This is a genomic window from Psychrobacter maritimus (genome assembly GCF_904846345.1).
Lineage (GTDB): Bacteria > Pseudomonadota > Gammaproteobacteria > Pseudomonadales > Moraxellaceae > Psychrobacter > Psychrobacter maritimus.
The window spans coordinates 74579-94445 of record NZ_CAJHAJ010000004.1; the positions used below are offsets into that span (position 1 = coordinate 74579).

Consider the following 19867-nt stretch of genomic DNA (forward strand, 5'->3'; position numbering starts at 1 on the left):
AGCGATGGTTTCCAAGAGTCAGTTATTAAAAAATGCTAAAAGTAAAGATGCTCATACAGCGAATGACACGACGTCTGGCTTGAATCGTCGCCAGTTTTTACGTCAAGTCGGTATCAGTGCCGGGGCAGGATTATTAGTAACCCAAAGCATCACTCAGGCGCTGGCTGCAAACGCTATCCAACAAGATGCCGGTACGCAGCTTACTAAAGACGACTTACCAACGGCATTGATGAATGAGAGCCTGACATCACAAGAAGCAGCGCCCGAAATATTGCAATCGAATACCCGCTGTATTACGCCAAGTATAGAGACGCGGCTTTTTGCCAGCTCCAACGTTGGTGGTAGTGATGAGCGTAATGAATTGGCACTAGATCGTTTGGCTTGCGCGGGCTTTAAAGTGGATAATCCTGCGATTACCAAACGGCAGTATTTGCGCTTTGCAGGTACGGATTCGCAGCGCGCGAGTGATTTGCAAAACATCGCTACGGGTGCGATCGCAGCACCGAAACTGCTACTTGGTGTACGCGGTGGCTATGGTGCTGTGCGTTTATTGCCGATGGTGGATTGGTCGACGCTTGGTCGTATTATGAAGGAGCGTGGCACGATACTGGCGGGCTTTAGTGATGTGACCGCGATTCAGTGTGCGCTACTGGCAAAAGGAGGCATGAGCTCGCTTGCTGCCCCGATGCTTTATAGTGAGTTTGGCAAAACCAAACCCGACCAAGTCAGCTGTCGACAATTTGCGGAAGCATTAACCAATCCAAATCTGACTATTAATATACCAGATGCGTCTTTAACCAGCCCAAATTTACCGAGTATCTTGGCAAGCTCTGAGCCAAAAACGATAACGGGCACTATGTGGGGTGGCAATCTAAGCGTGGTGTCAGCGCTGGCAGGCAGTGAGTATTTGCCACGGATCACTGGCGGTATCGTATTTTTAGAAGATGTCGGCGAGCAAGCCTATCGTATTGAGCGCATGCTATATGATTTGTATTTGGCAGGGGTGTTTAAGAATCAGCAAGCGATTGTATTTGGCGCGTTATCAAGTAGCGGTGAGGACAGTTATGACAAGCGTTATGATGTCGCTACTGTAATTCGTCAATTGCATAAGCTGACAGGATTGCCGATTTATAGTGGTATGCGCTTTGGTCATATTGGACAAAAACACAGTTTTCCATTAGGTGCGACGTGTCAGATTAGCACCAATAACTTCGGTGGCTATCAGTTAGCATTTAGTGGTTATCCAACGATTAAAGCAGATGCCATTCATGTCGAAGGCTTGTGGTAATCCGTTTAGCTATCAGAAAAACCTCATAAGAAATAGCAATAAAATATAAGCTAAGTCTTAAAAGTTCTAAATCGCCAAGCGTGAAAATTTATCCTGATATTCTTTTGGCGTCAGCTCAGTAGCTCGTTTAAATAACCGAGTAAATGATGAAATATCATCGTAGCCGACTTGCTCCGCTAGTGATTTAATCGTCACATCTCCTAATTCTAACAAACGCTTTGCCTGCTCAATTCTCACCGCTTGAATATACTCAATCGGCCGCATAGCAACGCAGGATTGAAAGCGTCTATTTAAGGTGCGCGGGGTGATATTCACCATAGCAGCCAAATTGCTCACCTGCATAGCTTGCCTAAAATTCTCTTCGATAAATTCTTGTACCTGCTTAACCAGCTGATCTGAATGTGGTTTATGCAACGTCACATTGGTATAGCTGTTTTGATTGCCTCTTTTACTATCAATAATCTGGGTTTTTGCCACTTGGGTAGAAATCTCGCGCCCGCAATAACGCTCGATTAATAACAATCCCAAATCATAAAAGGCGCTTCCACCTGCTGCACAGAATATATTGCCAGATTGGTCTTTTGACTGGCTTTTTGAGTGAGTGACAAATTGGTTTTCTTGTAAATCAACCAATGGAAAATCTGTCTTAAACTTACTGGCATAGCCCCAATGAGTGGTCGCTACTTTGCCATCGAGCAAGCCTGCTTTTGCTAAAAAGAACGCGCCGCTACAATTACTAGCGATATCCGCTTTGGTATTCGCCAGTCGCTTGATGTGTGGAATTAAATCGCTATTTTGACTCAATACTTTATCGATTGAATCGCCAATCGTTGGGATTAATAGTAAGTCGCACTCTGTGACTTCCTGAATATCGCAATGCGCTCGCATGATTAAGCGGTTGCTGCATCTAATATCTACACCGCCCAGACTGGCAATCTGCACATTAAATCTAGGCTCTACTTCCTCATCCAAAAATCGCTGCCAGCTGACGCCAGTAAATGAAAATAAATCTAACGCTCCTGTCAAAGCGCTGCCAAGTACGCCATCGAAGCCGACAATGATGACTTTAAAAGGTTTGAAGTAGGGCATAAGCGTTCGCTTCCTTTAAGTTTACGCAAATTTATAGCTGATATTCACCAGCTGCACGATACGTAATTTGAAATTCACTAACCATAGGCTAGAGGATATGTCTTATTTGACCATAATTATGTCATAAATGACAATACGGCAAGGCAATAAATTAGCTTAATATCAATGCATCACCAAATTTAATGAGTTAACGAGAATACTATGGCAGCAGATACGCTTATCAATGACTTTGAGTTACCGTTCCAATTATATGATGTATTGGGCACTGAACATTTAACCAAGCATCCGAAATTTGCAGAACACAGCCGCGAAACCTTTGATGCGGTATTAGACACCGCCAATAAAATCGCGACCAATTTATTCTTGCCCCATAACCATGTGGCAGATAAAAACGAGCCACAATTCGATGGCCAAAAAGTCAGCATGATGGACGATGTCAAAGTCGCCTTTGATGCGTTTCGTGAGTCGGGCTTTATAGCGGGTCGTTATAGCTTTGACGATGGCGGCATGCAATTACCGGAAACCGTGATGACAGCCGTGGCAGGCTATTTTATGGCAGCCAACCCATCGACCACCGCTTATCCGTTTTTAACCACGGCGGCGATTAATGTTATCTCACATTTCGCCAGTGATGAGATTAAAAATGCCTTTATGCCGCGCATGTTGACGGGTGAATTTACGGGCACCATGGCATTAACGGAACCGCATGCTGGTTCGTCGCTTGCCGATATCAAAACTACCGCCGTCAAACAAGACGACGGCAGCTATCGCGTCAAAGGCAGCAAGATTTATATCTCAGCGGGTGATCACGAATTGTCTGATAATATTGTGCATTTGGTCTTAGCCAAAGTGCCCGGCGGTCCTGGTGGTGTCAAAGGAATTTCTTTATTTGTCGTCCCAAAATATCGATTAAATGAAGATTTATCAGTCGGCGAGCGCAATGATGTCCATTTAACCGGACTTATTCATAAGCTTGGCTATCGAGGTGCGACTTCTACCGCATTAAGCTTTGGCGATGCAGGTGAGTGCTATGGCTATCTGATTGGCGAAGAGCATTTTGGTCTGCGTTATATGTTTAAGATGATGAATGAAGCGCGCATCGCGGTTGGCTTTGGCGCAGCGATGATTGGCTATCGTGGTTATCAGTATTCGCTCGATTATGCCAAAGACAGGACGCAAGGCAGAATTGCACCAAATAATAAGCCTGAAGATGCGGCAACGGCGATTATTAATCATGGTGATGTCAAACGTATGTTGCTTGCGCAAAAAGCCTACAGCGAGGGCGGCATATCACTCTGTCTTTACGGTTCAAACCTGATTGACCGTATCAATACGTGTGAAGATGCAACACTAAAAGCTGAGCTATCAGAGTTATTGGATTTGCTGACGCCAGTGTTAAAAGCATGGCCCTCTGAATATGGTCCAAAGGCCAATGACTTGGGCATTCAAGTATTGGGCGGCGCAGGCTATACACGTGAATATCAAGCCGAGCAATTTTGGCGTGACAATCGTCTTAATCCCATTCATGAAGGTACAAATGGTGTGCAAGCGTTAGATTTGTCATTTCGAAAGTTATGGCAAAACAAAGGTCTTGGTATTCAAATTCTCAAACGTGAAATCACTAAAGACTTAGAAAGTATCAGCACATCAGAAACCGCCAAACTTGCCGGTAAATTGATGCCTTATATGGGTCATTTGCATGAAGTCTTGGTGCATCTAAGCAAAATTCTGCAAACAGAAAAAGCCATCACACTGACTGGTAATGCGCAGGCCTTGATGAATATTTTTGCCTCAATCGTGGTCAGTTGGATTTGGATTCGCCAAGCCAGCAAAGCTGAGCAATTGCTAAGCGAGACAACAGATATTGAAAAGCAGAATTTCTATCATGGCAAATTACAAGCAGCCAAATACTTTATCGATTGGGAATTGCCGTTAATCAAGCGCGATATTGAGCTGTTAAATAACGACAATGCAGTATGTACCGATATGCAAGCAGAGTGGTTTTAAGGGATTTTGAATCATATTTTGTATTAATAATAAATACAACTTTAAAGGAATAAATAATGACAACAATCAATAAGCAGTGGCGCTTAAAAGAAAGACCTGTTGGCGCACCGAGTGCAGAGACGTGGGATTATACTGAGTCGGAACTACCGACTATTTCAGATGGTGAGTTACTGATAAAAATCGAATATATCTCGATGGATCCAGCGATGCGTGGCTGGTTAAACGATGCCAAATCTTATATCGCACCGGTACAGATTGGCGAGGTAATGCGTGCAGGAACGGTGGGCAAGGTCATTGAAAGTAAACATGAAAAGTTTGCGGTCGGTGATTATGTTGTAGGTCATAACGGCGTGCAATCGTATGCGGTCAGCGATGGCATAGGACTACATAAAGTCGATCCAAAGCTTGCGCCATTGTCTTATTACTTAGGCGTGCTCGGTATGCCAGGTATGACCGGTTACTTTGGCCTGCTAAAAACAGGCGCGCCAAAAGCGGGCGAAACCGTCGTCGTTTCTGGTGCCGCTGGTGCAGTTGGTGGCTTGGTTGGGCAAATTGCCAAGCTCAAAGGCTGCCGCGTCGTCGGTATCGCAGGTGGTCCCGAGAAATGCAAATTCTTAGTCGATGAGCTGGGTTTTGATGCGGCTATAGATTATAAAAATGAAAATGTCAAAAAGGGCTTAAAACAAGCGTGTCCAAATGGTGTCGATGTCTTCTTTGACAACGTCGGCGGCGATATTTTAAATGACGTCCTCACGCAAATTAATCTACATGCCCGTATCGTTATCTGCGGTGCGATTAGCCAATATAACAACACTACAGAAGTCAAAGGGCCATCAAATTATTTGTCATTATTGGTCAATCGCGCCCGTATGGAAGGCATCGTCGTCTTTGATAATATCAAAGAATACCCGACGGCGATGCAAGACATCGCAGGCTGGATTCAAGCGGGTGATATTAAAGTAAAAGACCATATCGTTGAAGGTATCGAGACTTTCCCTGATACCTTGATGATGCTATTTAAAGGTGAAAATTTCGGCAAGCTGGTACTTAAGGTAGAGGGATAAATCATGACACTGAATACAAATGGAATTGCATCAGACGTCACTGGTAAACGCATTTTAATCACCGGCGGCGCGTCTGGCATCGGTGCGGCAAGTGCGTTATTGTTAGCCAGTCGCGGTGCGAAAGTTGTCATTGGTGATTTGGCAGAAGAGATGGGCGCTACTGTTGCTCAGCAAGGGCAAGATACTGGCAACAGTATCGTCTTTAAAAAAGTCGATGTGACCAGTGGCGATGAAGTGCGGACGCTATTTGCTTTTGCTATGGAAACGCTTGGCGGTCTTGATGTGGTGATAAATAATGCCGGTATCGACCATAAACCGGCACCGATGCATGAGTTAAGTGACGATGATTTTGATCGTAATATCGCGGTTAATCTAAAAGGCGTCTGGCATTGTATGCGCGCTGCTGTTACTTGTATGGCGCCCAATGGCGGCGGTCATGTGATTAATGTTGCCTCCATTGCTGGTTTACGTTCAGCGCCACTGCTGACAGCTTATAGCGCGGCCAAGCATGGAGTGATGGGGCTGACCAAGTCTGCTGCCCATGAATATGCCCGTGTCAATATCCGCTTTAATGCGGTATGTCCAAGCTTTATCGATACGCCAATGGTGCGTAATACCATGGCAAAAATGGACGAGCGCGCCCAGCAAGCCACCATCAAAGCCAGCCCAATGCGCCGTTTGGGAGATGTCGATGAAGTATCTGGCGCGATTGCTTGGCTAGCTAGCGATGAGAGCAGCTTTATGAATGGTCATGCGTTTACCCTTGATGGTGGGATGTTGGCTTAGTTAACTTAATATATTTTATTAAAACCATTGATGTTAAGTTTGGCGGTGCTGGTAAAAATTTTCTTGCTTGCTGTGTGCGTTGCACTGCAGAGGCTGCAAAAATTTCTTCCAGCTCTGCTACACATTTAAAATGTATAAATAATATATTCAAAAATATAAGGAATAATGATGAAAGATTTATTTGATTTAACAGGTAAGATTGCTTTGGTTACCGGTGCGAGCCGCGGTATTGGCGAATCTATCGCCCGCTTATTGGCGTCAAGAGGCGCGCATGTGATTGTCTCTAGCCGTAAGATTGATGCTTGCCAAGCGGTCGCGGATAGCATCATCGCTGATGGTCATAAAGCCAGCGCCTTTGCTTGTCATGTGGGCGATATGGATCAGATTGAAGCGATTTTTGAGCATATCAAAAGCGAATTTGGTCAAATTGATATCTTGGTCAATAACGCCGCGGCAAACCCTTACTACGGGCATATCTTAGATACGGATTTAGCGGCTTTTGATAAGACCGTTGAAGTCAATATTCGTGGTTATTTCTTTATGTCGACGGCTGCGGGTAAGATGATGCGCGAGCAGGGCGGCGGGGTGATTTTAAATACTGCCTCGGTCAATGGCTTGGTCGCAGGTGACAAGCAAGGTATCTATTCAATTACTAAAGCGGCAGTGATTAGCATGACTAAAGCCTTTGCCAAAGAATGTGGCCCACTAAATATTCGCGTTAATGCGTTATTACCGGGTCTGACCGATACCAAATTTGCCTCTGCTTTGACGACCAATGATAAAGTCTTAAAAATGGCACTACATGCCATTCCGCTAGGGCGCGTGGCTAATCCTGACGAGATGGCAGGCACGGTATTGTACCTAGTCTCTGACGCCTCAAGTTATACCACGGGTGCAACCGTGGTCGTCGATGGTGGTATGTTGGCTTAGTTAGCAATGCATGTTTAAAAAACCGATGTTTAAAAATAGAAAACCGCATGACTTTAATAGTGATGCGGTTTTTTTATACCGATGTTTTTATTAAGTTATTTTTATATTCTATATCAATACTAAGTCAATAAAAAAGGCGCGGTACGACTCTCTTTGGATTTCGCCACCTCTTTAGGCGTGCCCGCGGCGACAATAAGACCCCCTTCATCGCCAGCACCCGGGCCCATATCGATAATCCAATCGCTGTTGCTAGCAACTTGCATATCGTGCTCAACCATAATCACTGTATTACCGGTTGCGACCAGCCCATTTAACTGTGCCATCAGCATCGCGACATCAGAAGGATGTAAGCCAGTCGTTGGTTCATCGAGCACATACAGCGTATCGCCGCGCTGGGTACGCTGCAGTTCGGTAGCAAGCTTGATACGCTGTGCTTCGCCACCAGACAACTCGGTCGCTGGTTGTCCAAGTCTTAGATAGCCAAGCCCAACTTTTAGCAAGGCATCTAAGGCGCGCATTATTGGGGCATCATCAATGAAAAATTCAGAAGCCGCTTCGACCGTCAAATCGAGTACTTCAGCGATGTTTTTACCTTGATAAGTAATTTCTAAGGTTTCGTCATTGTAGCGCTGACCATGGCACACTTTGCAAGGCGAGTAAACACTCGGCAGAAATAGCAGCTCAACGCTGACAAAACCGACGCCTTCGCAATTTGGGCAACGTCCTTTTTTAACGTTAAATGAAAAACGTCCAGCATCATAGTGCCTTGCTTTTGCTTCTTTGGTGGCAGCAAACAACTTGCGCACATGGTCAAACAGTCCAGTATAAGTCGCCAGATTTGAGCGCGGTGTGCGCCCGATGGCTTTTTGGTCAACGGTGACTAAGCGCTTGATGTGCTCCATACCACTGACTATCTCACCGCCTATTGGCGTTTCTTGTTCTTGCTCCAGTAAAGCCGCTTCATCGGTGGGTGCTTCAATCACGGTTTTTTGCCCTAGCGCATTGTAGACCAGTTCAACCAACGCTTGACTGACCAAACTCGATTTTCCCGAACCTGAAACGCCCGTCACTGTTGTTAATACTCCTAAAGGAAATGCCGCATCTAACCCTTGTAGATTATTACGCTCGATATTGGCAAGTTTTAGCCAATGATTAGGTTGTCTTGGCTGCTGGCTTGTTAATTGATGGGCTTTTGGTTGCTGGGTTTTTGATTTTTTATTTTTGGAATCACTATTAAAAAGATATTGTCCAGTATAAGAATTACAGATATCTTGCAAGCCTGCGACAGGGCCGCTATAGATGATTTCACCACCGTGACTGCCCGCTTTTGGTCCGACATCGACGATCCAATCGGCATGGCGAATGACGCTGACATCATGCTCGACAATGAATAATGAATTACCCGCGGCTACCAGTTCATCTAACGCACCTAATAGCGCCTGAGTATCGGCAGGATGCAGGCCAGCGGACGGTTCATCGAGCACGTAAACCACGCCAAATAGTTTAGAGCGAATTTGGGTGCCAAGTCTTAGGCGCTGTAGCTCACCGGGCGATAAGGTAGGCGTGGTACGTTCAAGTGATAAGTAACCTAGCCCAAGTCTGGTTAACGCTTGCACACGCGATAAAATATCGCTGGTAATACGCTTGGCAACAATGGCTTTTTCACGGTCGGGCATATCATCGCTGAGTTTTTTATTGGCAGCGTCTTGAAGTTTTAGCGCCAGTTCAGTCAAGGTTAATTGTGATAACTCGCCAATATCAAGCCCTGCAAATTTAACCGACAGCGATTCTTGTTTTAACTTTTTGCCATGGCAGCTTGGGCATTCTGAAATTTGCATGAACTGCGCCACGCGTTTTTTGGTACGTGGACTTTGGGTCGTGGCAAAAGAATGTAAGACGAAATTTTTTGCACTGGTAAAAGTGCCTTTATAATTGGGTTTTTCACCTTTTTTAATCGCCTCGCGTACTTGCTCGAGATTGTATTCTGGGTAAACCGGCACTTCTGGGGTTTCATCGGTAAATAAAATCCAATCGCGGGTTTCCTTAGGTAAGGTGTTCCAAGGTTTATCGATATCGTAGCCCAGTGTGGTCAATATCCGGCTCAGATTTTGCCCTTGCCATGCTGGTGGCCAAGCAGCAATGGCGCGTTCTCGAATGGTTTTCGTCTTGTCAGGCACGAGCAAATCTTCTGTGACCTCAAACACGCGGCCAATACCTGAGCAAGTAGGGCAAGCACCTTCTGGCGTATTTGGCGAAAAGGCATCGGCATATAGCATGTCTTGCCCAAGAGGGTATTTGCCCGCTCGCGAGTACAGCATGCGCAGACCATTTGAAATCGTCGTCACGCTACCAACCGATGAACGTACCGACGGCGTACCGCGCTGCTGTTGCAGGGCGACGGCGGGCGGTAAGCCTTCTATCGAATCGACATCAGGCTCGCCAACTTGGTCAATCAAGCGCCGTGCATAAGGCGATACCGAATCAAGGTAGCGGCGTTGCGACTCAGCAAACAAGGTACCAAATGCCAGTGACGATTTGCCTGAGCCTGATATACCGGTAAAAACAACCAACGCATTACGCGGTAAATCTACATCGACATTTTTGAGATTGTGCACCCGCGCGCCCCTGACCTGAATGCTTTGTGCAGCGGTAAGGTTGTGATTTTTGAGAGAAGTGTTAGATTTTTTATGATTAGATTTCTTATTATTGGTTGTCATACAACGCTTATTCCTTTGACTAAAATCGGCTTGTTAACGCTTTGATTCAACAATACCCTATCTGTTTGATACTGTGTTCTTTTAATATCGTATCTGCTTAACGTCATCCTACCACCTTAAAATCAAATCCCTGCGCAGGCTTACGCTTTATAGACAGAGGATAGACACAGCAACGTCAAACGATAACATTTATAAGGTTTACCCTATAAATTGCAGATTATAGAGGTTAAGAAATACGGCGTTTTGGCCGCTATTAAGCGGGCAAGTGGCGCGTTAATTGAGAATGCTTTATCATTAACCTTATCTATCAATCATTTATAAAAGTATTTTATGATTTTTATCAGCAATACCATTAGCCTGAATGACAGCGAAGTAGAGATTAGCGCCATACGCGCGCAAGGGGCAGGCGGGCAAAACGTCAATAAAGTCTCTTCTGCGATTCATTTGCGTTTTGATATTCATGCCTCAAGCTTAAGCGATGTCATTAAGCAGCGCTTATTGGATAGTAAAGACAGTCGAATCACCAAAGAAGGCGTGCTTATTATTAAGGCGCAGCAATTTCGTACTCAAGAACGTAATCGAATTGATGCTTTGGAGCGGCTGCAAAGCTTTATTATAAAAGCCACCCATGTCAATAAAACCCGCAAAGCGACCAAACCTAGCCGGAACGCCAAACGTAAACGCGTCGATCAAAAAACCCAGCGCGGTAAGACCAAAGCGTTACGCGGTAAGGTGGATTTTTAAATAAGCGGCTTAATTTTTTAATAAACCAAACAGCAAAATGCCAGCCCATTTAATTGGCTGGCATTGTGTATAGGCTTATTTACTATCAAATTTTTAGCTAACCAAGTCTTCTATTTAATTCAGGAAAGCGCTTTATCATAAATAACATCAAGAGCAGCGACACACTGGCGATAGCGGCACCAACATAGCCGACACTCGATATAGAAATATGCGTTACTGCATAACCACCAAACAGCGCACCGGCGCCAATGCCTAAGTTAATAATCCCTGAGAACATCGCCATCAGCATATCTTGCGCTGTGACATCAACCATGATGACTTTGGCTTGCATAGAGATAATCAGCAGCATCAGCGCCGCGCCCCACAGTAACGCAATGAAACTCAGCGCCCAGATAGAAGTCACGGCAAACAATAGCACCAGCATAGATATCAGCATTAATATGATCGATATCAGCATCAATCTGGTATTAAAACGATCACCCCAGCGGCTAAAAATAACACTGCCTGCAATCCCTGCCACTCCAAATAATAGCAAGACAACCGTCGCGGCGTTTTCACTAATAGCGCCAACCTGCCGCATAAAAGGCTCGATATAAGAATAAGCGGTATAGTGCGCGGTAAAGACCAGTAAAATGAGTAGATACAAACAGACCAATAAGGGGTTTTTAAGCAATTCTGGGATTTTTCTAAACGAGCCTTCAAACATACTTGGTAGCGTTGGCAATAGCCTTGCTTGCAAGATAAAGACGATAAAAGCAATCACGCCAATACCGCCAAAGGTTGCCCGCCAGCCAAACCATTGACCGACTAAGCGCCCTAGTGGCACGCCAAGCACCATCGCCAATGAAGTACCGGTCGCAAGTACACTAAGCGCCAGTGCTTTTTTGCCTTCTGGTGCTACGCGTATCGCTATCGCTGCCGTGATGGACCAAAATATCGCATGCGATAGCGCAATACCAACGCGGCTAATCAGCAATACATCAAAGCTCCAAGCAAATACGGACAATACATGACTGGCAATAAAAACCACAAACAAGCCCAAGAGTAAGCTTTTACGCTCAAAGCGGCTGGTGAGCAGCATCAATGGCAATGACATGGCCGCGACAATCCACGCATACAGCGTCAACATCCAGCCAGTTTCTGCTGTGGTGATGGAAAAATCTTGGGCGATGTCACTTAATAGGGCAACGGGGACAAATTCGGTGGTATTCATAATAAAAGCGCTGACGCCCATTAAGAATACTTGGAAATACTGAGTTCGGCGAGCATTTGCGCTCACCTCAAGGTTATGTTTCATATGATCCAATACAAATAAAGAAGGCGCTAATAGTGCAAATTAGCTGAAAAATAATTCATGAGTTTAAGAATAACGGCGGCATAGGTCGTAATGATGAAAAAGAGGAGGGCAAGATAGCAAATCAGTTGCGGTATGTCAGAGCCTATCATCAGACCCTACTATTTTATCAGAAATAGACCGTGTTTTTTGTAGGAGAGTCTTTAAAATTAGCGACCGAATAATTGGTTGAATGGTTAAGTAAATCCGATGATGACATCAGTGTCAGTTACATAGTGCTTATAGTGAGGTATCGCTATTTACGCTTGAATATAGGTATGATGACGCCATAGGCTAGGAATGCCTGATAACGTGATTTTAAATAATCATTGATATTTTACTAAGATGGAATAAAAGAAAAGCAATCTATGAAAACAGACACCAATAAACCATTAGCATTTAGACGATATCCATCGACGACGGCGCTGCAATGTTTTGAGACCGCTGCTCGTCATTTGAGTTTTACCAATGCCGCGCAAGAGATGCACATGACCCAAAGCGCCATCAGTAAGCAAGTGGCGCAGTTGGAGGAGATGTTAAACCTGTCTTTGTTTTATCGGACGCCACACCGGATTTCATTGACCCCTGCTGGCAAGTCATATTATCTTGAAGTATTAGAGATTTTAAAACATATCGAGGTGGCGACCACCAATTTGATGTCGCATAGCAGTAATACTGAGCTGCTAAAAATCGTCTCGCACCCCACATTTTGCGCCCGTTGGTTGATTCCAGCACTCAGTGGCTTTAGTCAAGAATATCCACTTATTAACTTGGATATTAAAGAGCTGGCGGGGCCGTTTTTTTCTGAAGACCAAAATGTCGATATTGCTTTTTTATATGGTGATGGCATGTGGAGCAATATGGAGTCTATAAAACTGTTCGATGAATACTGCGTTGCAGTCTGTCAGCCGCAGTATTTGCGAGATAAAACACTGAGTACTGAGTGTCTAAATGACTATGTGCTATTGCAAATAAGTTCGCGCTTAAGTGCGTGGTATGAGTATTTTAAGCAACAAGATATCAGCGTCGATGGCACCTTTGTAGGTCCACGTTTTGAGACTTTTCATGCCTGCATTTCTGCCGCCTTACTGGGTTATGGTATAGCCTTGGTGCCGTTACGTTTGGTTGAGCCCGAGCTACAATCAGGCGCTTTGGTGATGGCGTGGGATTATGCGGCAAAGGGTCGCGGCAGCTATTATGTGACTTATCCTGTCTCTTCAGGGCAATCGCATAAGGTCAAAGCGGTTTTAGAATGGATTACGGCTTATTTAGCAATCTCAGATGAACGTGAAAAGGCGTTAGGGTTGGTTTTATAATGTCACTTACGTTTATTTATAACCTAAAGTATTTTTATATCACTGGCCTTGTTATTTTTATCCTACAAAGTTATTTGCTGTGAAAATTTAACAAGCTAAAAAAACAAAAAAACTGCCTTAATACGCAGTTTTTTTGTTTTTTAAAGGATTCGTTTAGGAAGCTAATTTACTGCTAATGACAAAAAGGAATGCCACCACAACTATTATTCGTTTGCTGCCGGAATGATGTTTTGTTGAAATGAGTCTAACTCAAGGAAGAGATAGAGATTCATCATGGACAAGCTTTATAACGTGACCGATGCCTTTACGATGGTGCATCCGCTCACGCTCGTCAAAGGCAAAAATGCCAGAGTTTGGGACGACAATGACCGCAGCTATATCGATTTTGTCGGCGGTATCGGCGTTTTAAACTTTGGTCACTGCAATCCTCACATCGTTGACGCCATCATTCAGCAAGCCCAGGCGCTGATTCATTATGCCTACAATGCGGCAGCGCATCAGCCGTATCAAAGCTTTATGCCGCGATTATGTGAGCTTGTGCCTATTAGCGGCGAGCTGGCAGGAATGCTCACCAACTGCGGTGCAGAAGCAACCGAAAACGCCATCAAGATAGCACGCATGAAGACGGGTCGCACAGGCGTTATTGCATTTGATGGTGGCTTTCATGGGCGCACACTGGCTGCCGTCAATCTCAATGGTAAGGTCGCGCCTTATAAGCGCGGACTTGGTACGCTAGCCAGCGGCGTTTATCACATTCCTTTTCCCAGTCCCGATAATAATATCAGCGACGAGCAAGCGATTGACGCGCTCCAGCGTTTATTTATGGTAGAAACCGATATCGATAATATCGGTGCCATTATCGTCGAACCTGTACAAGGGGAAGGCGGTTTTCAATTGTTGTCGCCCACCTTTGCGCAATATCTACGTAAGTTTTGTGATGAGCATGGCATGTTACTCATCATGGACGAAATCCAATCCGGCTACGGTCGTACTGGCACGCCGTTTGCTTTTACCCATTTAGAGATTGAGCCTGACCTTATTTTACTTGGCAAAAGTATCGCGGGCGGCTTGCCATTAGGCGCAGTCATCGGCAAGGCTAGTGTGGTCAATGGTCTCCCCAAGGGCAGTTTGGGTGGCACCTATTCTGGCAATCCAGTGGCTTGCGCCGCTGCCAATGCCACGCTCGATATCATGCAAGCCGATGACGTTTGGCAGTCAGCCAAGCATTATGCCCAGACGATTGAGACGACCATCAGCCAATGGCAGCAAGAAGGTATCTCACCTTGGTTATTTGGACTTACCGGTATCGGTGCGATGCGCGGTATCGAGCTGCGCCATCCTGAGCATGATGTGCATCCAAGTGTGATGGCGCAAGTATTAACCAAAGCCCGCGAGCGTGGTCTATTGCTGATGCCAAGTGGGCAATATCGCCATATCATTCGCTTATTGCCACCACTCACCATAGAGCCTGACACCCTAAAAGAAGGGTTGGATATTCTAAAAGAGGTGCTCATCGCGCTTCCTGATGGATTGCCTGCCGCTTAATGTTTAGGAGTGCTTAGGCATGTTTAGGAGTGCTTAGGAATGTTTAAGAGTGCTTAGGCGTGCTTAGGCGTACTTAGGATTGATAGTGCATCGTCATAACCAAATGCTCGAAATCAAATACTTATTATTAAGCTAAAGATTTATTAACTCTATTACAAGGATGTTTATTTGTGAAAAATAGTAGCGTCAGTCCAGATAAGGATTTTATCTGCAGCGATGATATTCGCCATGATTTCTCTATGGCCATGTCAGCCATGTACCAAGATGAGGTGCCGCTATACGGCGATTTGGTTGATTTGGTCAGTGATGTCAATGCCGAAGTATTAACCTCACACCCCGATATTAAATCACAACTGCTGCATACGGGCGAGATTGAGCGTCTAAGCATGGAGCGTCACGGGGCGATTCGACTGGGTACCGCAGCAGAGCTGAGCATGATGCGCCGTCTTTTTGCCGTGATGGGTATGCACCCTGTCGGCTACTACGATTTAGCGCCTGCTGGCGTGCCGGTGCATTCAACAGCTTTTCGCGCGCTTGACTCGCATTCATTGCATAAAAGCCCCTTTCGCGTTTTTACCTCGTTATTGCGTTTAGATTTGATTGCCGATGAAACCTTAAGACAAGAAGCCACGGCCACACTGGCGCAGCGTCAGATATTCACTACTGGCGTCATTGAGCTTATTGAGGTTTTTGAGGCGCAAGGTGGTTTAACTGCTGAGCAAGCACAGCAGTTTGTCCAAGAAGCGCTAGAGACATTTCGCTGGCATGATAAAACGCCGGTGGCAAAAGCGCTCTATCAGCGTCTATTAAATCAGCATCCGCTCGTCGCTGATGTGGTTGGCTTTAAGGGTCCACATATCAATCATTTAACGCCTAGAACCTTGGATATTGATGCCGTACAACAAGGCATGCAAGCCCGCGGCATACCCTCAAAAGCCATTATCGAAGGGCCACCGCGTAGAGCGTGTCCTATCTTATTAAGGCAAACCAGTTTTAAGGCGCTACAAGAAGCGGTTGGCTTTAAAGTTGCTAATAACTCAGACGCTAGCCATGAAGAGTACGAACAAGGGCATCATACCGCGCGCTTTGGAGAGATTGAGCAACGCGGTGTGGCGTTAACACAAAAGGGCCGCGCGCTTTATGATGAATTATTGGCCGCAGCTCGCCGCCAGCTTGGTGCTACCCCAAATGAGGACAATGCGGCTCAGTATAATCAAATTTTGACTGAGATATTTACCGCTTTTCCTGATGATTATCAAACTCTACACGATGAGGGGCTGGCGTATTTTTATTACCAGCTGACGGACAGCACCCTTGATTCTGAGGACGGTCAAGCGTTGTTGGCCGGCAGCTTAAGCACTGATGATTTGAATAAAGTGCCTAATGCTAAGCTGACTGCTCTGATTAATGATGAAGTGCTTCGCATTGAACCCATCGTTTATGAGGATTTTTTGCCCGTCAGTGCCGCTGGTATCTTTCAATCAAATCTGCAACAGGCGCAGCCAAGCCAATATGACGGTTACTCAAGCCAACAAGAGTTTGAGCGTGATTTGGGCGCAGCCATTTATGATGAGATGGCATTGTATGAAGCGATGCAGGCGCAAAGCCTTGAGCAGTGTCTGTCTAGTGTCAGTGTTTAGTAAGATTTAGGCTAAAAATAGCCAGCTTATAGCCGCCTTATTAGCACGTCATTCCAAAAAGGAATGACTGCAAGAAATTTATTATTTTGCAACTTAGTAGGTAGCAGGGTAATTTTATAAGTCAGTCAAGGACGTAGTAAACCATTATACCAATATGCAAGGGATTGATTATGATTAAGCAATATATGTCTGCAATGGGCGTAGAAGAAGCACACTATCAAAATGGCGACTTTGAAGTCACCACCCCAATTGATGGCTCAGTCATCGGTAAAGTCACGTTAGATACAGTGGCCGACGTCGATACTAAAATCCAAAATGCCAAACAAGCCTTCCAAGAATGGCGTGTCGTTCCTGCCCCTAAACGTGGTGAGCTGATTCGTCTATTGGGTGAAGTCCTGCGTGAGCACAAAGAAGATTTAGGTATCTTAGTATCGCTAGAAGCCGGAAAAATTAAAGAAGAAGGTCTTGGCGAAGTACAAGAAATGATTGATATTTGCGACTTTGCCGTGGGCGTATCGCGTCAGCTTTATGGTCTAACCATCGCCTCAGAACGCCCAGGTCACCACATGCGCGAGACATGGCATCCACTTGGTGTCATCGGCGTCATCTCTGCCTTTAACTTTCCCGTTGCCGTTTGGTCTTGGAACACGGCACTGGCCATCGTCTGTGGCAACCCTGTCATCTGGAAACCTTCAGAAAAAACCCCTCTTGTCGCCTTAGCTTGCCAAGCGTTATTTGAAAAAGCCTTGGCAAAATTTGGTGAAGCACCAGCACATTTATCGCAAATCATATTGGGTAAAACCGATATCGGTAATGCGTTGGTTGAAAACAAAGACATCGCTTTAGTCAGTGCCACCGGTAGTACGCGCATGGGCCGAGAAGTGGGACCGAAAGTGGCTGAGCGTTTTGGTAAATGCTTGCTTGAGCTTGGTGGTAATAACGCCATGATTTTGGCACCCACTGCTGATTTAGATTTGGCGCTACGTGGCATTTTATTCTCAGCAGTAGGAACGGCAGGGCAGCGTTGCACCACCTTACGCCGTCTGTTCGTTCATGAGTCAGTCAAAGACGATATCTTACCGCGCGTTAAGTCTGCTTATGAGACGGTGAGCATCGGCCATCCGCTTGAAGGAAATTTGGTCGGACCACTGATTGATGAAGACAGCTTTAATAATATGCAAGCGGCGTTAGAAAAAGCCCGCAATACTGGCGGTAAAGTCACGGGCGGCGAACGTGTACTAATGGATAAATTCCCCGATGCTTATTATGTGACTCCGGCGATTGTTGAGCTTGATGAGCAAAATGACGTGGCACGTAGTGAGACGTTTGCACCGATTTTATATGTCATGCCTTATAAAGAATTTGACGATGCGCTAGCGATGCAAAACGATGTCCCACAAGGGCTGTCTTCTTGTATCTTTACCAATGACTTACGTGAAGCTGAAACTTTCCTCAGCGACCGCGGTAGTGATTGCGGTATCGCTAACGTCAACATCGGCACCAGTGGCGCTGAGATTGGTGGCGCATTTGGCGGCGAAAAAGAAACCGGTGGTGGTCGTGAATCAGGTTCGGACGCATGGAAAGCTTATATGCGTCGTCAGACCAATACGGTCAACTACTCAACTGAGCTACCACTCGCGCAAGGCATCAACTTTGGCTAATAACAATGTGATGTGACGTGATGCTTGTTAAGTAGGCTCAGCGCCTATTTAGCAAGCCAATTATTAGCTATTTTGGTCGCCAATTATTAAGTAATTATTGTTTTAATATGAAAGCCTGCGGAAGTGATGAATAACCATTCATGATTTCAAAAACAGGCTTTTTACTCCCTTTGCCGTAACCTTTTTCGCACTTTTTTCAGCATTATCAGCAGCCATGGATTGGTTGTTTCCACTACTGTTATATCCATGACAGCAGTATCCACTACTAAGGAAGGTAGGTATCTTATGATGGATAATAAACCTTATGACGAAGCTAAAGATGGCTATGGTCCGTCTTCTAGTTTTTTATTAGATATTGCACCTCTGGTGTTGACTGCCATTATTCTAATGGTTCAGTTTTTCGTATTCAAAGATTTTACCCCTCACATTCCCTTAGCTTGCGGTATTTTAATCACTGGCTTGTTTATGAAGCTGCGTGGCCGTGACTGGGATGGCATGGAACAACGCTTTTTAAAGGTTGTCAAAATTGGTCTACCGGCCATGATTATCTTGATGGGCGTTGGTATGCTCATCGGTGCTTGGATTATCGCTGGTACGGTTCCCACGATTTTATACTACGGTTTTAGCGTTTTTTCTCCTTCATCATTCCTAGTCTCTGTCTGTCTAATTTGCGCCATTATTTCTGTTGCAACCGGTACCTCTTGGGGCACGGTTGGTACGGTCGGTCTTGCCATGATGGGTATTGGGCTAGGCTTGGGCATTCCGCCGTCACTAACAGGCGGCGCCATTGTTTCCGGTGCTTTTTTCGGCGACAAAATGTCCCCTTTATCTGACACCACCAACTTAACCCCAGCCGCTGCCGGTATTGACCTTTGGGAGCACATCCGCGGTATGTTGCCAACCACCGTACCTGCCATGGTGACTGCATTGATTATCTATGCATGGATTGGGATGGGCTATGGTGCAGAAAATGTCGATTTATCTTCAATCAGAGACATTCAAGCCTCACTAGCAGCCAACTATAACTTGAGCATCATTACTTTATTACCTGCTGTGGTCGTTGTCATTGCAGCGGTGATGAAAATGCCTGCCATTCCAACGGTATTATCAGGTGTGGTGGTTGCAGGCTTAGTCGCGTTCTTTATGCAAGGCGTGGGTGTGCACGACATTTTTACTGTCTTACAAAATGGCTTCGTCAGTGAAACAGGCTTTGCTGTCGTCGACCAACTGCTGTCTAAAGGCGGCGTCATGTCGATGACATGGGTTGTGACCTTGACCATCTTTGCTTTAGCTTTCGTCGGCTCAATTGAGCATTACGGTACGCTTAAAGCCATCATGGCAAAAATCAATAAGATGGTGAAATCAAGATTTGGTTTGGTAATGACCACGTATGCCAGCACACTTGGTGTCGGTACGCTCATCGGTGACGTCTATACCACACTGGTATTGCCAGGTCGTCTACTCAAAGACAAATATCAAGAAATGGGCTACAAGCGCACGACGCTTACCCGCTCTATTGAAGATACCGGCACCCTGTTATCTCCTCTGATTCCTTGGAACATGGGTGGTAGTTTCGTTGCGGCAACCTTAGGTATTGCGACGCTTACTTATGCACCATTTGCTTTTGCCTGTTGGTTATCGCCACTATTTGGCTTGCTATGGGTATTCTTAGATAAATTTATTCCCCGTGAAGAACCTACTGTTAATAACGACACAAGCACGCTCTCCACTGTAGACAACGTGTAAT

At 45.4% G+C, this 19867-nt stretch carries 14 protein-coding genes; 11 read left to right on the forward strand and 3 right to left on the reverse strand.

Translation table 11 applies throughout. From position 1 onward, the window contains the following. Window positions 1–4 precede the first annotated feature (4 nt). Window positions 5–1288 carry an LD-carboxypeptidase gene (locus JMX50_RS06885; protein WP_227670957.1) on the forward strand — a complete coding sequence of 428 codons (1284 nt, stop codon included), beginning with the start codon at window positions 5–7 and terminating at the stop codon, window positions 1286–1288. A gap of 66 nt (window positions 1289–1354) precedes the next feature. On the opposite strand, the gene JMX50_RS06890 is transcribed toward JMX50_RS06885, so the two are convergent. Next, window positions 1355–2377 carry a GlxA family transcriptional regulator gene (locus JMX50_RS06890; RefSeq protein ID WP_201628972.1) on the reverse strand — a complete coding sequence of 341 codons (1023 nt, stop codon included), beginning with the start codon at window positions 2375–2377 and terminating at the stop codon, window positions 1355–1357. A gap of 201 nt (window positions 2378–2578) precedes the next feature. On the opposite strand from JMX50_RS06890, the gene JMX50_RS06895 reads away from it, so the two are divergent. The 4 genes from JMX50_RS06895 to JMX50_RS06910 all read left to right on the forward strand — a co-directional run bounded on the left by JMX50_RS06895 (window position 2579) and on the right by JMX50_RS06910 (window position 7164). Next, the gene (locus JMX50_RS06895) at window positions 2579–4384 is read left to right on the forward strand and encodes an acyl-CoA dehydrogenase (RefSeq protein ID WP_201628973.1); all 1806 of its coding nucleotides are present in this window, start codon (window positions 2579–2581) and stop codon (window positions 4382–4384) included. A gap of 56 nt (window positions 4385–4440) precedes the next feature. Next, complete coding sequence (locus JMX50_RS06900) at window positions 4441–5448, forward strand: NADP-dependent oxidoreductase (RefSeq protein ID WP_201628975.1); 1008 nt, start codon at window positions 4441–4443, stop codon at window positions 5446–5448. Between the two features lie 3 nt (window positions 5449–5451). Beyond that, entirely contained in the window at window positions 5452–6234 is a 783-nt protein-coding gene (locus JMX50_RS06905) for an SDR family NAD(P)-dependent oxidoreductase (RefSeq protein ID WP_201628976.1), read from the forward strand. A gap of 165 nt (window positions 6235–6399) precedes the next feature. Further along, complete coding sequence (locus JMX50_RS06910) at window positions 6400–7164, forward strand: SDR family oxidoreductase (protein ID WP_265088591.1); 765 nt, start codon at window positions 6400–6402, stop codon at window positions 7162–7164. A 119-nt stretch (window positions 7165–7283) separates the two neighbouring features. On the opposite strand, the gene uvrA is transcribed toward JMX50_RS06910, so the two are convergent. Continuing rightward, entirely contained in the window at window positions 7284–9881 is a 2598-nt protein-coding gene (uvrA, locus tag JMX50_RS06915; RefSeq protein WP_201628978.1) for an excinuclease ABC subunit UvrA, read from the reverse strand. A gap of 330 nt (window positions 9882–10211) precedes the next feature. Here uvrA and arfB point away from each other — a divergent pair, with 330 nt between their 5' ends. After that, window positions 10212–10625, forward strand: a complete 414-nt coding sequence (arfB, locus tag JMX50_RS06920; RefSeq protein ID WP_201589017.1) for an alternative ribosome rescue aminoacyl-tRNA hydrolase ArfB — start codon at window positions 10212–10214, stop codon at window positions 10623–10625. A gap of 97 nt (window positions 10626–10722) precedes the next feature. On the opposite strand, the gene JMX50_RS06925 is transcribed toward arfB, so the two are convergent. Further along, complete coding sequence (locus tag JMX50_RS06925) at window positions 10723–11922, reverse strand: sugar transporter (protein ID WP_201628979.1); 1200 nt, start codon at window positions 11920–11922, stop codon at window positions 10723–10725. Window positions 11923–12326: 404 nt separating this feature from the next. Between JMX50_RS06925 and JMX50_RS06930 the strand changes: the two genes are divergently transcribed. The 5 genes from JMX50_RS06930 to nhaC all read left to right on the forward strand — a co-directional run bounded on the left by JMX50_RS06930 (window position 12327) and on the right by nhaC (window position 19866). After that, window positions 12327–13274, forward strand: a complete 948-nt coding sequence (locus JMX50_RS06930; protein ID WP_201628981.1) for a LysR substrate-binding domain-containing protein — start codon at window positions 12327–12329, stop codon at window positions 13272–13274. Window positions 13275–13547: 273 nt separating this feature from the next. Further along, complete coding sequence (locus tag JMX50_RS06935) at window positions 13548–14819, forward strand: aspartate aminotransferase family protein (protein WP_201628982.1); 1272 nt, start codon at window positions 13548–13550, stop codon at window positions 14817–14819. A 239-nt stretch (window positions 14820–15058) separates the two neighbouring features. Continuing rightward, on the forward strand, window positions 15059–16459 hold the full coding sequence (locus JMX50_RS06940) for a VOC family protein (protein WP_413786826.1): 1401 nt from the start codon (window positions 15059–15061) through the stop codon (window positions 16457–16459). A 170-nt stretch (window positions 16460–16629) separates the two neighbouring features. Next, entirely contained in the window at window positions 16630–18120 is a 1491-nt protein-coding gene (locus JMX50_RS06945) for an aldehyde dehydrogenase family protein (protein ID WP_201565327.1), read from the forward strand. A gap of 285 nt (window positions 18121–18405) precedes the next feature. Beyond that, the gene (gene nhaC, locus JMX50_RS06950; RefSeq protein ID WP_201628984.1) at window positions 18406–19866 is read left to right on the forward strand and encodes a Na+/H+ antiporter NhaC; all 1461 of its coding nucleotides are present in this window, start codon (window positions 18406–18408) and stop codon (window positions 19864–19866) included. Window position 19867 lies beyond the last annotated feature (1 nt).